Consider the following 13,933-nt stretch of genomic DNA (forward strand, 5'->3'; position numbering starts at 1 on the left):
CAGTGCCGGGGGAACAAATCGCGCTTGAAAAGTATTCATTTTCAGTCGCCACGCACCGGGATGGAAAGCTTGGTCTGGAAAAGCGTGTTTACCGGAAGCCCCGCCGGCAGATGGCGTGGGGCACGCCGACCGATCATCAAGGAAGACGAGAATGTCTGGCGCAGTGCGCCGGCGCGGCGGCTGGCCTTCCTCATCGATGCAGCCGCCTATTATGCGTGTCTCGAGCGCACGCTCGGCCAGGCGGAAGAGCAGATCTGGATCACTGGATGGGACTTTGATCCGCGCATCAAATTGCGCCCCGCCGATCCGCATGCCGAGGCGCTCGGTACCATGCTTGAACGCGTCGCCGCTGAAAGACCAAACCTCAAGATCCGCATTCTCGTATGGGCGATGGGGCCGATCTATTCGGGAAAGTCGCTGCGGCTATTTCGCAATCAGAAATGGGCTTCGCATCAGCAGATCGAGCTTCGGTTTGCGAGCCATCGCGCGCTGCGCGGATCGCATCACCAGAAGCTCGTCTGCATCGACGACAGCATCGCCTTCGTTGGCGGCATCGACCTTACTGCCCGGCGTTGGGATCAGCCGGAGCACGCAGCCGAGAACAAGTTGCGTCGTGATCCGGACGGGCAGCCCTACGACCCGGTGCACGATATCCAGGTCGTGTTCGAGGGTGAGGCAAGCCACGCGATAGGGGACCTTTGCCGCGCCCGCTGGAACTCGTCCGTAGGCGAAGAAGTAGAGGCTCCCCGTTCGAAGGCTGTGGTGTGGCCGACCCGCACGACGCCAGTCCTGAAGGATTGCCCGGTTGCGATCGCCCGCACCGAGCCTGCCTCCGACGAACGACGGGGGCGCCAAGACGCGCTACGGCTTACACTTGATGCCTTGCGCAGCGCACGTCGCCACATCTACATCGAAAGCCAATATTTCGCCTCGCGAAAAATAGGCCAGCTGCTTTGCGAGCGGCTGCGGGAGCCGGACGGACCGGAACTAGTGGTCATCACCACGCGCAGCTCGCACGGTTTCCTGGAACGCATTTTCATGGGTGGAAATCGCGACCGCCTCACTCGATTGCTGAAGCAGGCCGACCGTTACGGCAGGATGCGGGTCGGCTACCCTGTGGTGCCTACGGCCGACGGATCCGAGCAGGAGGTAATGATCCATTCCAAGGTGGTGGCGATCGACGACCGATTTCTTCGCGTCGGTTCGTCCAACCTCAATCATCGTTCGGAAAGTCTCGACACGGAGTGCGACGTTGCCGTCGAAGCAGCCAGCGAGCAACACCGAGCCGCACTCGCCAGGATCCGCAACAGACTTCTGGCAGAACATCTCGACGTCGAGGCAAGCGAGGTCGAAGATACATTACGAGAGACAAGCTCCCTTGTGGCCGTCTTCGACAGGCTGAACGCGCGCCGGCGCGGCATACGTCCCTTCGACGGTGTCGACGACGGCGGTGCGACCAGTCTTGTTTGGGGCACCGGGCTCGTCGATCCGCACAGACCGATCAGGCCGTTCTATCGCCTGCATGTACTGCTGAGACGCTGGGGTGGTCAGGTCTTCGCCTTGTTCGCAAGGCTTCTTCCGTCATCCTGGCGGCCAAACTCCGCGATCGACAGCGAAATCAAGCCAAGCGGCAGCGGCAGGAAGAAATAGATCGCCCGGAAGGCGATCAGCGCGCCGACATTCGCCGACTGGCCGAGCAGAAACGCAATCGTTGCTTCGAGCACGCCGATTCCCCCGGGAACATGGCTGAAGAGAGCAGCCACGTTGGCGCCGACATAGGCCGTCGCGGTGTCGAGGAAACTCGGGTCTCCGAAGGTCAGCAGCAACTGATGCAGGCATGCGCTGACGCAAAGGAAATTTGCCGTGCCGACAATTACCTGGCAGGCCGCGATCCGAGACGAGGGCAACTCGAAGGTCCAGCGAAAGACGCGAACCGAAGAGCGGAGGAAGTGCGCGAGCATCACGTAACCGATAGTGGCTGCAATGCAGGTCGTGCCGAGAAGGAGTGCGGCGGTTCTGGAGAGTCCGGTGATGCGCGCGGCACCGCCCGGCATGATCAGACAGCAGAGGCCGGCCAATGTGACGAGGCCGAGACTGACGGTGATGCCGCAGAAGAGAATGACCTTTGCTACCTCCTCCGCACTCAGGCCCCAGCGCGAATAGAACCGGTACCGGATGGCACCGCTGCTCAAGGCGGCCCCGCCGACATTGTGGCCGATCGAAAGACTGGTGAACGAGGCGATGGCAACCTGTGGATAGGCAAGCTCGCGCCCGACATAGCGAATGGCAAGCGCGTCGAAGAGCGTCAGGCAGAAATAGGAGAGAAAGACGAAACCGATGCCCGCCAGCAGATGTCCGGCCGGAATCTGCATGATCGAGCTGACGATCGCATCAAAGCTCTGTTGGCTGAGAGTGCGGTAGATCAGCCAGCTCGCCAGGCCAATGGCGGCGGTTATCAATAGTCTCACTAGGAGTTTCCTGAACATCTGTCCTGATCCTGTGCGTAACCACCGGAACGAAAAGCACGTGCCGCGTGTTCCCGAATGCGGGATCACTCTCGAAATCGGATCATGCGACGGCGGATACGTTTCCTCACCTATAACGTCCACAGTTGCTTCGGCATCGACCGGAAGCTTGACCCTGCTCGCATCTCCGCCGTGATCAACGAATGCCGGCCCGACATCATCGCCTTGCAGGAAGTCGATGTTGGTCGCGCGCGCAGCGGCGGAATAGATCAGGCGCACATGATCGCCACGCATCTGCAGATGGAGGCGCAGTTTCATCCGGCTCTTCATTTGGAGGACGAAAAATATGGCGATGCCGTGCTCACGGCGCTACCGATGCGCCTGGTCAAGGCGGCCGCCCTACCTTCCTCCGGGGAACCGAGAGGAGCGCTCTGGGTGGAAATCGACCTCGCCGACGTCAAGCTTCAGGTCATCGTAACCCATCTCGGGCTTCGCGGTTCTGAGCGCCTGCGCCAGGCGACGACCCTGTTGGGGCCTGGGTGGCTCGGAGCAGTGGAGGAAGGCTCCCGCGTTCTTCTGGCGGGCGACCTCAACGCGACTGCGCGTTCCACCACCTACAGGCTGCTGGCCCGACAGCTCAGGGACGTGCAACTCCTGACCAAGACAAAGCCGCGGCCGACCTTTCCCTCGCGGTTACCGTTCCTGCGGATAGACCACGTCCTTATCGGCGAAGGAATAGGCGTGGCTGCGTGCAACGTGCACAACAGCGCCTTGGCGCGCGTCGCTTCCGACCATCTTCCGCTCCTCGCAGAGCTGGATGTCGACCTTCAAACCGACGAACGGAAACGCTGCGAGACGATTGAAGACAATGCGCCATGAAATTGCGCCGCGGTAACTTGAACCATTGCCGCGGAGTTCGGCGATCAAATGTCAAATGGCAGGCGCTGTGTCCGCTCGTTTGCGACCAGAGACCGCGCTCACATGACCAATTGCCCGGCCATGTCCTTGGTCAGCAATTTCTGCTCCTCGCGAACCTGTCTTGCCGTTTCGGCGGCAACATCCGAGCCGATCTCGGCAATGCGCGCCGCTTCGTCGGAATAGTCGAGAAACGCGTTCTGCCAGAAACTGCAATAAAGGTCGAAGGCTTCGTTCACATGGTCCGGCGAGGACAGGTCATCAATGAGTTTCAGATCCTGTTCGCTTCGGTTCTTCAGGAAAGCCAGCAACTCGACCTGGTAACGCAGCGTCATCCTCAGTGCCTCCGCCTGGAGGCGTCCCATCGAGAGAAGGTATTTTGCACCGTCGGCCATCGTCGGCCAGCTTGGCGATGGAAAGGTCGTCGTAGGGCTTGCGATCATATTGGGCATCGACACGACTCCTCGTTCACAGGCTCGTCATCCGTCCGGTCGGCAAGACGGCCTCTCAATCGGTCAGCCGCATTGCCAAAAGTGCAGAAGGATTTTCATCGAGCCATGAGTTTAAGGTGAAACGCTCGGCATTTCGAAAGAAAATTAGGCCGGCCGGTTCGTTCGATCGTTGATCCGCATCAACCTACGTCGATGGTGCAGGGCCGCATGACGCCCGGTGTATACGCGTCGCGGCCCGGTTTAGCTGGACCGTGCGGCAACCCAGCCATGCCATTCATCCTCGCTGCCATGGAACACGTTGAGGTCGATCCTGCCGTCGACGCCGTGCGAGAGGCCGGAGCCGGAATATTGCCAGAAGAGCCATTTCCGTCCCGGGTAGACCTTGGAGGGGTGGGCGGCCACCGAACGCAGCCAGAAAGGATGGTTCGGGAACGCGCCCTTCAGATTGTCGCGATAGAAATCCGGGGCGGTGTAGATGATCGGGCGCTGGCCATAATGCCTTTCCAGCTTGTCCATGAAGACCTGCATCTTTTCGAGTACCCGCTCGCGCGAGGGGCGTCTTTTGCAGCTCGATTCACCGTTCCACTCGACGTCGATGACCGGTGGCAGGGCGCCTGCTTCTCGCGGCACGTTGCGGATGAACCAATCGGCCTGTTCGCCGGCGGTCCGGCACCAGTAGAAGAAGTGGTAGGCGCCGCGTTTCAGCCCGGCTTCCTTGGCCCTGCGCCAATTCTTCTTGAACATCGGATCGAGATGATCGCCGCCGTCGGTCGCCTTGATATAGGCGAAGTTCGCCCCCTGTGTCCGCAACTTCGCCCAGTTTATGTCGCCCTGCCAGCGGGAAACGTCGACGCCGTGCACCGCAAGTTTCCTCGGCGAGCGGGTGCCGAAATTGACGGGCTTGGCATCGCGGAAGCGGTGGCCGTAGATCTGCGCGCGTGTCCGTGGTGCCGCGCCGGCTGCGGGGTTTTGCGGGGTGAGCAGGGCGATCGGTCGTTCCGAAGGAACGGGCATGCCGGCTGTTCTGGCCACCGGCACGAACGCCTGCGGCCCCGGAGCGGGACCAGCCCACGCGAGCATTTCCTGTGGCGGAGTCGCTTGCGAAGCGGCTGTGCCGACATTCGCGGCAGGCATGGGGGCGGCAGGCAAGGGACTGGGTGACCGGGCGACGGAGCTTGTCGTCTCCTGCGTCGGTTGCTGAGCGGCAACCCTATCCCGATTGGAACTGAACCCGCAGCCCGACAAAACGAGGCCGGCAAGGAGAACAACTGGCACAGCTGAAAGACGCATAGGGACCCGTACGCAAGACAATCGCCGACGGCGGAAAAGCGCCGTCGAACCCACTGACGGGAATTGCTAACGGAAAATTACCAAAAAAGACTGAATCCGATCTTTGCCAACGTTGGATTTTGTTCTTCACGAGCGAGGGAATGGACCGCCGCCATCTGGTGAAGGCTGCGCAACGGGCCGTCTTGCTCAATGGTCGCGTGGAAGCCGTTGCGAGCATAAGTTGTTTGCTCCAGCGCAATGATCTTCGAACATTGGGTGCATAAAAGGTGAGGAAAGCATTCATAAATAAGGGCCGACTGGCTCGTTCCCCGGAAGGAAAACAGCTGATGCACTGCCTCAAATTGTTTCCGCTTACATCGATCGGCCTCCTGCTTGCGGGCGTCTCGTTGTCGTCTGCGGCGGAATATCGGATCGGCGAACCGTTGCTTCGCCACGGAATGGAGATCGCTGCCGTCTACCTGCAGCCGATCGAAATGGAGCCTCCCGGCATGATGATGCCGCCGGTGGAGGCCGATATCCATCTTGAGGCCGATATTCACGCCGCGGCGGACAACAGGAATGGTTTTGCGGAAGGGGACTGGTTGCCCAACCTGCACGTCGAGTACCGGTTGACCAAAGTCGACGGTGGCGAGGAAACGGCGGGTTCATTCATGCCGATGGTGGCGAGCGACGGACCCCATTACGGCGACAACGTCAAGCTCATGGGGCCGGGCAAATACAGACTTGAACTGACCATCCACTCGGAATCGCACGACGAGACAGCCCATTTCGGACGCCACGTCGACAAGGAGACCGGGGTCGCTCCATGGCCCGAGGGGTTTTCCGTCGACTATGAATTCACCTATGCCGGCGTGGGGAAAAAAGGCGGTTACTGAGCCTGCCTGCGGTGTGAACGGGGCGGCCGATCTTGACGGTAGCCGCTGCCCCGATCGCGGGGAAGGCCGCGCGCAAACGCATCGCCGCGCGGCCTTTCCGCATCCCGCCGTAACGACACCAGGAGGACCCATGGCGCCTTTTCTGCGCGCCTACTCGGCCTACAGCCCCTTTACCGCCGGAGAAACACTTGGCTTGGTTTGCCGCCGAGCGCGACTATCGGTTGTGCTCTATCGAGCCTGTCGCTCGGGCGTCAGACCACTGCTGCGTACAAACCGGACGAATCCGTGGAACGTCGCATGACCAAGACCATCTTCCTGTCGCGGCCGCAGCGCGATGTCTGGCAGCGGATCGGTGACTGGCTGGCAGGACACCAACGGCAAATCCGCTGGGTTCAATGGAGCGTCGTTCTTGTCTATGCGGTGCTGGTCGTCGTGCCGGTACTCCTGCCTGTGCCTGGCAACGCGGCGCATATCTGGGACGACTTCACCCGTTTCGCGCAGTTTGTGTTCTGGGGCATATGGTGGCCGACGGTGCTGCTTGCGACAGCCCTCGTCGGTCGCGTGTGGTGCGGACTCCTTTGCCCCGAAGGGGCGATTTCCGAATTCAGCAGCCGATATGGACGCGGAGGCGGCATGCCGCGCTGGGTCAAGTGGAACGGATGGCCGACCATCGCCTTTGCCGGCACGACGCTCTACGGCCAGATGGTCAGCGTTTACCAATATCCGAAACCGGCGCTGCTGGTACTCGGCGGCTCGACACTGGCGGCGGCTGTGGTGGGTTATCTTTATGGCAAGGAAAAGCGCGTGTGGTGCCGCTATCTCTGCCCCGTCGGCGGAGTCTTCGGCCTGCTCGCCAAACTCGCACCGCTGCATTTCCGCGTCGATCAGGAGATCTGGCAGCAGAGCCAACGTGTCGGGCTGAAACCAGGCGTGGTGAACTGTGCGCCGCTGGTGCCGCTGAAGACGATGCGCGGCGCGAGCGACTGCCATATGTGCGGTCGATGCAGCGGATTCCGCGGGGCGATCCGGCTCGCCCGCCGTTCGCCCTCTCATGAAATAGTGCATGTGGCGGGCGAATATCCGAAGCCGTGGGAAACGGTGCTGATCGTCTTCGGACTGATGGGGGTCGCCGTCGGCGCCTTTCATTGGACCGCGAGCCCATGGTTCAACGCGACAAAACAGTGGGCTGCCGAAAGGCTTGTCGAAGGCAGCGTGCCGTGGGCGCTGGAGATTTCCCCGCCCTGGTGGGTGCTCACGAATTATCCCGAAAGAAACGACGTGCTGACGCTCCTCGACGGGGCGATCCTCGTTCTCTACGTGCTCGCGACGGCGCTCGCTGCCGGGCTCGCGATCACATTGCTGCTCTCCATCGCCACGCTGTGCCTCGGCCCCTGGAACCCCGGGCGATTTCATCATCTGGCGCAGACGCTCATTCCGATTGCAGCCGCCGGCGTGTTTCTCGGGCTATCCGCATTCTCGGTCACGCAGCTTCGCATGGACGGGGTCGACCTGCCTTGGGTCGACTACGCGCGCGTGGCCATGCTCGTTCTCGCAAGCGGCTGGTCCGGCGTCCTGTCCTGGCGCGTCGCCGGCCTCTATTGCAGAGGTAAAGGTCGACGCCTGATGACGCTCGCCAGCATAGGTCTCGCCATCGCGACCGCCATCACGGGCTGGTTCCTGCTCTTCTGGGGTTGGTAGCCGGCAGCCATCGGCAACCTTTCTGTCCGCGACACGCACGGCTGGCGAAAGGTTGATCAAAAAGTCGAGAAGACCACCATGAGCACTGCGGCCCAAAATAGGGCCGATAGTTCAGCCGCGACGAGAAACCCAATAGTGGTGTCACTCATATGATCCTCCTTCGGCAACCTCCATCGCCAGGGGGAACTATAGGGGACGGCTGAAGGTTCCGCTAGCCAATATCTTGCAGACTGCCCAGGGGGCCTTTCTCCATTGGATCACGTGAGCAGCGAATAGATCAGAGCGCCGACGGAACCCCAGAAACCAATCATTACCAGCGACATCGCGAGAACGAAGATCTTAGTCACGGCAAAACTCCACAACCTTTACGCAGGTTGAAACAACTACCGCAGTGCGGAAGGCTTGGTATCGGCACTAAGTCTGAGAAGCGTGGGACTATGGTCCGATATGGGCTCGAAGGGGCTGGAATTTGGTCTAGGCGCGCTCCGCCCAGATTTTCGCCAGCTCGACGAGCGTCCTCACGCTTTTCTCCATGTCCTGGCGGCTGATCCATTCGAGCGGCGAATGAAAGGCATGTCCGCCAGCGAAGATGTTGGCACAGGGCAGGCCCATATACGACAGCCTTGAACCATCCGTGCCGCCGCGGATGCTGCCGCGCACCGGCGCCATGCCGGCGCGTCGGATCGCCTCCATGGCATTCTCGACGATCTCCGGATGGCGATCGAGGATCGCCTTCATGTTGCGGTACTGCTGCTTGACCTCGAACGTGTAGCTCGAACCAGGGAAATTCGCCATTACGGTCTTCACGATGTCTTCGAGCATCGCTTCCTTGACGGCAAGGCCGCCTTCTTCGAAGTCGCGCACGATGAAACCGAGCGTGGCCTTTTCCATCGAGCCGGTCACGCCGATCGGGTGAACGAAGCCGTCTCGGTCCGCCGTGGTCTCCGGGGCAATGTCCTTCGGCAAGCGATCGATGATCGCACCGGCGATCTTGATGGCGTTCTTCATTTTTCCCTTGGCGAAGCCGGGATGGATCGCGACGCCCTGGATGGTGATTTCGACGCCGTCGGCCGAGAAGGTCTCGTCCTCGATATGGCCGGCCGTTTCGCCGTCCACCGTATAGCCGAACTCTGCTCCGAGCTTCTTCAGATCGACCTTGTCGACGCCACGGCCGATTTCCTCGTCCGGGGTGAAGAGAAGCTTGATCGTACCGTGCCGGACGTCCGGATTGTCGACGAGGAATTTTGCGGCCGTCATGATCTCGGCGAGACCGGCCTTATCGTCGGCGCCGAGCAGCGTCGTTCCGTCTGTTGTGATGATATCGTTGCCGATCTGGTTGCCAAGCTCCGGATTGTCGCTGACGCGGATGACTTGCCGCGGATCGCCTGAAAGCCGGATGTCGCCACCGCCGTAGTTTCGCACAATTTGGGGCTTGACGCCGGTGCCGGTGAAGTCGGGTGCCGTGTCCATGTGCGAGCAGAAGCAGATCACCGGCACCGGCTTCTCGACATTCGACGGAATCGTCGCATAGACATAGCCGTGCTCATCGAGATGCGCATCGGTGAGACCGATCGCCAGCAATTCCTCGACCAATAGCCGCGCGAGATTCTTCTGCTTTTCGGTGGAGGGTTGCATCGATGACTGTGGATCCGACTGCGTGTCGATGGCGACGTAGCGGAGGAAGCGATCGGTAACGGTATCGGTCATGGCGGGTCCAATCTGTTCTCAACGTGGGACCGCTATAGCCTTCGCCGGCGTTCCCGTGAATGCATTTTTGCCGAGCGGCGAGTGCTCTACCTAAGCGAATTGGACATCATGCGCCCCAGATGACGGACTGCTCATGCCGCTTGATGAGATGCTTGAGGTTGTCGAACCCGGTGCGAACATGCCGGGCGAATTGGTCCACGGCAGGCGTGCGTGGGGCGTCCGAGCGTTTGAGCAATCCGAGTGCCCGCTCCGGATGGGGAATAGAGACCGGCAGTGCCGTGATGGATTTCTGGTTCCGGAGCGCGAATACGACACTGTGGGGCAGGATCGTCAGGGCGTCCGCCGCCTTCATGTAGTTGACGACGCTCATCAATGATCCGCCGGAATAGCGGATTTTGATCTCGGTCGCGCCGAAGGAGAGAAGCATGCTGCGCAGGTCGGCAAGCAGCGGACTGCCCGCCGGCGGCGCGATCCACGGAAACTCGAGCAGATGAGCGGGTTGCGGCCGTCGCTTCATCAGCAGCGGATGCGTTACCCGGCATGCAATCACATTGCGGCCCGGCAGTATCTTCTGAAATTCGAGCCCCGATCCTTCGTCCAGGATATCGATCGGACAGATAGCGAGGTCAATCTGGTCGGCTTTGAGTGCCGCGCGAAGGTCGGGAAAGTAGCCGTAGCTCTGGTCGACGCGGACATCGGGATAAAGGTTCTGAAATTCCGCGATCATGCCGGCGATGAGCCCGTCCATGAAAAAAGGCGTGCCGCCGAGGCGCACGATGCCGCTGTGGCCGACCCGGAAGCTTTCGACGGTATCGGAGGCCTTGCGCGATGCTGACAGCATGATTTGGCCATGGTCGGCCAAGGCGCGCCCGAGCGGTGTCGGCTGCAATGGCCTGCGGCCCTTGATGAAAAGCGGCTCGCCAATCCGCTTTTCCAAAAGGGCAAGCGTGCGCGAGACCGCCGGCTGCGACAGCCCGAGCAGGGCAGCACCCTCGGTAACGCCGCCGGCCTTCACGACAGCGGCGAGCTGGATCAGATGGCGTTCATCGAACTTCATAGCAATTAGTTATATTAAATCGGAATAAAATCATCAACGCCCTTGCCGTCCTGGTTTAGCTTCTTCATCAACAGTCGATGTCTTTGGAGGAGAGTATGTCGTCGGGGCCACTGGCGTTGAATTTCAGCGAGGCAAACTCGTCCGAGATTTTCGCGCAACGACTTCCGCAATCAAACGACAAGCGGTTGCCGCAGGCTCTGGCGGCGGTTGTCATGCACCTTCATCAAGTCATCAGGGAATTGCGCCCGACCCCGGCGGACTGGCGTAACGTCATCGCCTTTCTGACGGACGTCGGCCATGCCTCGGACGAACGCCGCCAGGAATGGGTGCTGCTTTCCGATCTGTTCGGTGCCTCGGCGCTTGTCGAGGAAATCAATTCGCGTCGCCCGAAGGGCGCGACGCCGAATACGGTTCGCGGCCCGTTCTTTCGCGCCGATGCGCCCGAACTGCCGTCGGGCAGCGACATATCGCTGGATGGCATCGGCGAAAGGCTCGAGGTTTTTGCCTGCGTGCGGGACCTCGACGGCCATCCGATCGCCGCCGCGGAAGTCATCACCTGGCAGGCCAATGCCGAAGGCTTCTACGAGAACCAGCAGCCCGATCTTCAACCGGAATTCAATCTGCGCGGCATCTTCAGGGCGGACGAGGAAGGCGGTTTTTGCTACCGGACCGTCAAGCCTTCCGGCTATCGCGTTCCCGATGACGGTCCAGTCGGCAAGCTCTTGCGGCAGGCGGGTTATCCGCTATGCCGCCCGGCCCACCTTCACTTCATCGTCAGGGCGCCCGGCTTCGAGACGATCACCACGCATGTCTACGACGCGAGCGATCCCCATCTCGGCGAGGATGCAATCTTCGGGGTCAAGGAGGCGCTTGTTCGCGAGTTCAAGCGGCTGGACGGAAAAGGGGCGCCGGTCTGGCGGCTCGATTTCACCTTCGTGATGGCGCGCGCACGGCAAGGAGCGGATGCATGAACCGCAATTTCGTCTATAGCGGCAGCCCAGCTCATATCGTCTTCGGCGAGGGCAAAAGCGCTCTGGCCGGGGAATGGGTGGAAAAAATCGGCTGCAAGAAAGCGCTCGTGCTCTCTACGCCCCAGCAGCAGACCGATGCCGAAGTGCTGGCGGAACGCCTCGGGCCGCTCGCTGCCGGCGTTTTTGCTGGCGCCGTCATGCACACGCCGGCCGATGTGACCGAGAAGGCGATGGAGATCGTTGCACGAACCGGCGCCGATTGCGTCGTTTCGCTCGGCGGCGGCTCGACTACCGGTCTCGGCAAGGCGATCGCCTATCGAACCGACCTGCTGCAGATCGTCATTCCGACGACTTACGCTGGCTCGGAGGTGACGCCGATCCTTGGGCAGACCGAGGGCGGGCGGAAGACGACCGTGCGTCATCCGATCATCCTGCCGGAGGTCGTGATCTATGACCCAGCGCTGACATTGGGACTGCCGGTCGGCATGAGCATCAACAGCGGCTTGAACGCCATGGCGCATGCGGTCGAGGCGCTTTACGCGCAGGACCGGAATCCGATCTCGACGCTGATGGCGGTCGAGGGGCTTCGCGCCCTCGAGACGAGCCTGCCGAAGATACCCGAGGCTCCGAGCGATATCGAGGTGCGCGCCGACGCCCTTTATGGTGCCTGGCTCTGCGGCACAGTGCTCGGCACGGTCGGCATGGCGCTGCACCACAAGATCTGCCACACGCTTGGCGGCGCCTTCGATACGCCTCATGCCGAAACGCATGCAATCATGCTGCCGCATACGGCCGGCTACAACGCCGCGGCAGTCCCGGAACTGCTGGCTCCGGTCGCCGAAATTTTCGGTGGATCGGTCGGCGGCGGCCTTTGGGATTTCGCCAAGAAAATCGGCGCTCCATTGGCGCTGAAGGACCTCGGCTTGAACGAGCCCGATCTCGACCGTGCGGCGGAGATCGCCACGGAAAATCCCTATGGGAACCCACGGCCGGTCGACCGGCGATCCATTCGTGGCCTGCTGCAGGATGCTTGGGAGGGCAAGCGGCCGGCACGCTGAAAACGCTCGCTGAAACACTCTCTGGGAGGAGAGGGAAATGGGAGGAGGAAGTATGTTTACCAGGCGTGATTTCTTGAAAACCACGGCGGCGACGGGCGCGTTTGCCGTCACGTCCGGACTCTCCATGCCGGCGATCGCGCAGAACGCGCCGGTCAAGCTCGGCTATGTCAGCCCGCAGACCGGACCGCTCGCTGCCTTCGGTGAAGCCGACAAATTCGTCATCGACAGCTTTCTGGCAACGACCGAGGCGATGGGCCTCAATTACGAGGTTGTCGTGAAAGACAGCCAATCGAACCCGAACCGCGCGGCGGAAGTCGCCAAGGAACTGATCGTGACCGACGAGGTCAATCTCGTGCTGGTCGCGTCCACGCCGGAAACGACCAATCCGGTCGCGACGACCTGCGAGGCCGAGGAAATGCCTTGCATTTCAACGGTTGCTCCCTGGCAGCCTTGGTTCATTGGCCAGCAAGGCAATCCGGGCGACCCGAGCTCCTGGAAGCCCTTCGATTATGCCTATCACTTCTTCTGGGGTCTGGAAGACGTCATTGCCGTCTTCACCAATATGTGGGCGCAAATCGAGACCAACAAGCAAGTGGCGGGCCTCTTTCCCAATGATGGCGACGGCAATGCCTGGGGCGACAAGACGGTCGGCTTCCCGCCGGTCCTTGAAAAGATGGGTTATGCGCTCACCGATCCCGGCCGCCATCAGAACATGACGGACGATTTCTCGGCGCAGATCAACGCCTTCAAGTCCGGCCAGTGCGAGATTGTCACAGGCGTCGTCATCCCGCCGGATTTCACGACGTTCTGGAACCAGGCCAAGCAACAGGGCTTCGCGCCGAAGATCGCCTCTATCGGCAAGGCGCTTCTGTTTCCGCAAACGGTGGAGGCGCTCGGCGATGCCGGTCACAATCTCTCGTCGGAAATCTGGTGGACGCCGAGCCACCCGTTCAAGTCATCTCTGACCGGCGAGAGTTCTGCCGAGATTGCCGGAAAATTCACCAAGGCCACGAACCGGCCCTGGACGCAGCCGATCGGGTTCGCGCATGCGCTGTTCGAACTGGCGGTCGACGTCATGAGGCGGGCGGCCGACCCGACCGACGGCGGCGCCGTCGCCGAAGCAATTGCCGCCACAAGACTTGATACCCTCGTCGGGCCCATCGCCTGGGATGGAAAGGACCTGCCTCCTTTCGCTGCAAAGAATGTCGCGAAGACACCGCTCGTCGGCGGCCAATGGCGGCTCAAGGACGGCGGCGGCTACGACCTCGTGATCACCGACAACAAGACGGCGCCGGCCATTCCGGTCGGCGGCAAGATGGAGCCGATCGCCTGAGCTACAGGCGGCTACCCTCTTGGATGGCCATCGGCCGACGAGGGCGTGACACGCCGTATCTGTACCGCGTCAAACAACTATTGGATGCGCGGCACAGGATGAACTGCGGGGC

The 13,933-nt window shown here is 61.3% G+C and carries 11 protein-coding genes and 1 pseudogene; 7 read left to right on the forward strand and 5 right to left on the reverse strand.

Going from position 1 to position 13,933, the window contains the following annotated elements; genetic code table 11:
• Positions 1 to 2: 2 nt before the first annotated feature.
• A pseudogene (locus QN219_RS21245) lies at positions 3 to 1,650 on the forward strand (phospholipase D-like domain-containing protein).
• Here QN219_RS21245 and QN219_RS21250 read toward each other — a convergent pair.
• The gene (locus QN219_RS21250) at positions 1,548 to 2,486 is read right to left on the reverse strand and encodes a lysylphosphatidylglycerol synthase domain-containing protein (protein ID WP_284001929.1); all 939 of its coding nucleotides are present in this window, start codon (positions 2,484 to 2,486) and stop codon (positions 1,548 to 1,550) included. The pseudogene QN219_RS21245 and the gene QN219_RS21250 overlap by 103 nt on opposite strands.
• Positions 2,487 to 2,570: 84 nt before the next feature.
• On the opposite strand from QN219_RS21250, the gene QN219_RS21255 reads away from it, so the two are divergent.
• Positions 2,571 to 3,344 (forward strand): endonuclease/exonuclease/phosphatase family protein, encoded by a 774-nt coding sequence (locus QN219_RS21255; RefSeq protein WP_284001931.1) that lies wholly within the window; start codon positions 2,571 to 2,573, stop codon positions 3,342 to 3,344.
• Positions 3,345 to 3,442: 98 nt separating this feature from the next.
• Here QN219_RS21255 and QN219_RS21260 read toward each other — a convergent pair whose 3' ends face one another.
• Together QN219_RS21260 and QN219_RS21265 are read right to left on the reverse strand one after the other, a co-directional pair.
• The gene (locus QN219_RS21260; protein WP_284001932.1) at positions 3,443 to 3,832 is read right to left on the reverse strand and encodes a hypothetical protein; all 390 of its coding nucleotides are present in this window, start codon (positions 3,830 to 3,832) and stop codon (positions 3,443 to 3,445) included.
• 240 nt (positions 3,833 to 4,072) lie between these two features.
• On the reverse strand, positions 4,073 to 5,122 hold the full coding sequence (locus tag QN219_RS21265) for a GH25 family lysozyme (RefSeq protein ID WP_284001934.1): 1,050 nt from the start codon (positions 5,120 to 5,122) through the stop codon (positions 4,073 to 4,075).
• A gap of 326 nt (positions 5,123 to 5,448) precedes the next feature.
• Here QN219_RS21265 and QN219_RS21270 point away from each other — a divergent pair, with 326 nt between their 5' ends.
• Positions 5,449 to 5,997, forward strand: coding sequence for an iron transporter (locus QN219_RS21270; RefSeq protein ID WP_284001935.1), 549 nt, complete (start codon positions 5,449 to 5,451; stop codon positions 5,995 to 5,997).
• Between the two features lie 297 nt (positions 5,998 to 6,294).
• A complete protein-coding gene (locus QN219_RS21275) occupies positions 6,295 to 7,695 on the forward strand; it encodes a 4Fe-4S binding protein (RefSeq protein WP_284001936.1) in 1,401 nt (466 codons plus the stop codon).
• A gap of 474 nt (positions 7,696 to 8,169) precedes the next feature.
• Here QN219_RS21275 and pepT read toward each other — a convergent pair whose 3' ends face one another.
• Together pepT and QN219_RS21285 are read right to left on the reverse strand one after the other, a co-directional pair.
• A complete protein-coding gene (pepT, locus tag QN219_RS21280; RefSeq protein WP_284001937.1) occupies positions 8,170 to 9,402 on the reverse strand; it encodes a peptidase T in 1,233 nt (410 codons plus the stop codon).
• Positions 9,403 to 9,508: 106 nt separating this feature from the next.
• Complete coding sequence (locus QN219_RS21285; protein ID WP_284001938.1) at positions 9,509 to 10,459, reverse strand: LysR family transcriptional regulator; 951 nt, start codon at positions 10,457 to 10,459, stop codon at positions 9,509 to 9,511.
• A gap of 95 nt (positions 10,460 to 10,554) precedes the next feature.
• On the opposite strand from QN219_RS21285, the gene QN219_RS21290 reads away from it, so the two are divergent.
• From QN219_RS21290 to QN219_RS21300, 3 genes are read left to right on the forward strand one after another with little or no spacing between them, the layout of a single operon-like run.
• Entirely contained in the window at positions 10,555 to 11,430 is an 876-nt protein-coding gene (locus QN219_RS21290; RefSeq protein ID WP_284001939.1) for a dioxygenase, read from the forward strand.
• Complete coding sequence (locus QN219_RS21295; protein WP_284001940.1) at positions 11,427 to 12,488, forward strand: maleylacetate reductase; 1,062 nt, start codon at positions 11,427 to 11,429, stop codon at positions 12,486 to 12,488. Before QN219_RS21290 ends, QN219_RS21295 begins: the two co-directional genes overlap by 4 nt.
• A gap of 52 nt (positions 12,489 to 12,540) precedes the next feature.
• Complete coding sequence (locus QN219_RS21300) at positions 12,541 to 13,821, forward strand: ABC transporter substrate-binding protein (RefSeq protein ID WP_284001941.1); 1,281 nt, start codon at positions 12,541 to 12,543, stop codon at positions 13,819 to 13,821.
• The last annotated feature ends 112 nt before the right edge of the window (positions 13,822 to 13,933 follow it).

Origin of the sequence: Sinorhizobium sp. 8-89, assembly GCF_030124325.1 — a bacterium.
In the GTDB taxonomy this organism is placed as follows: domain Bacteria; phylum Pseudomonadota; class Alphaproteobacteria; order Rhizobiales; family Rhizobiaceae; genus Sinorhizobium.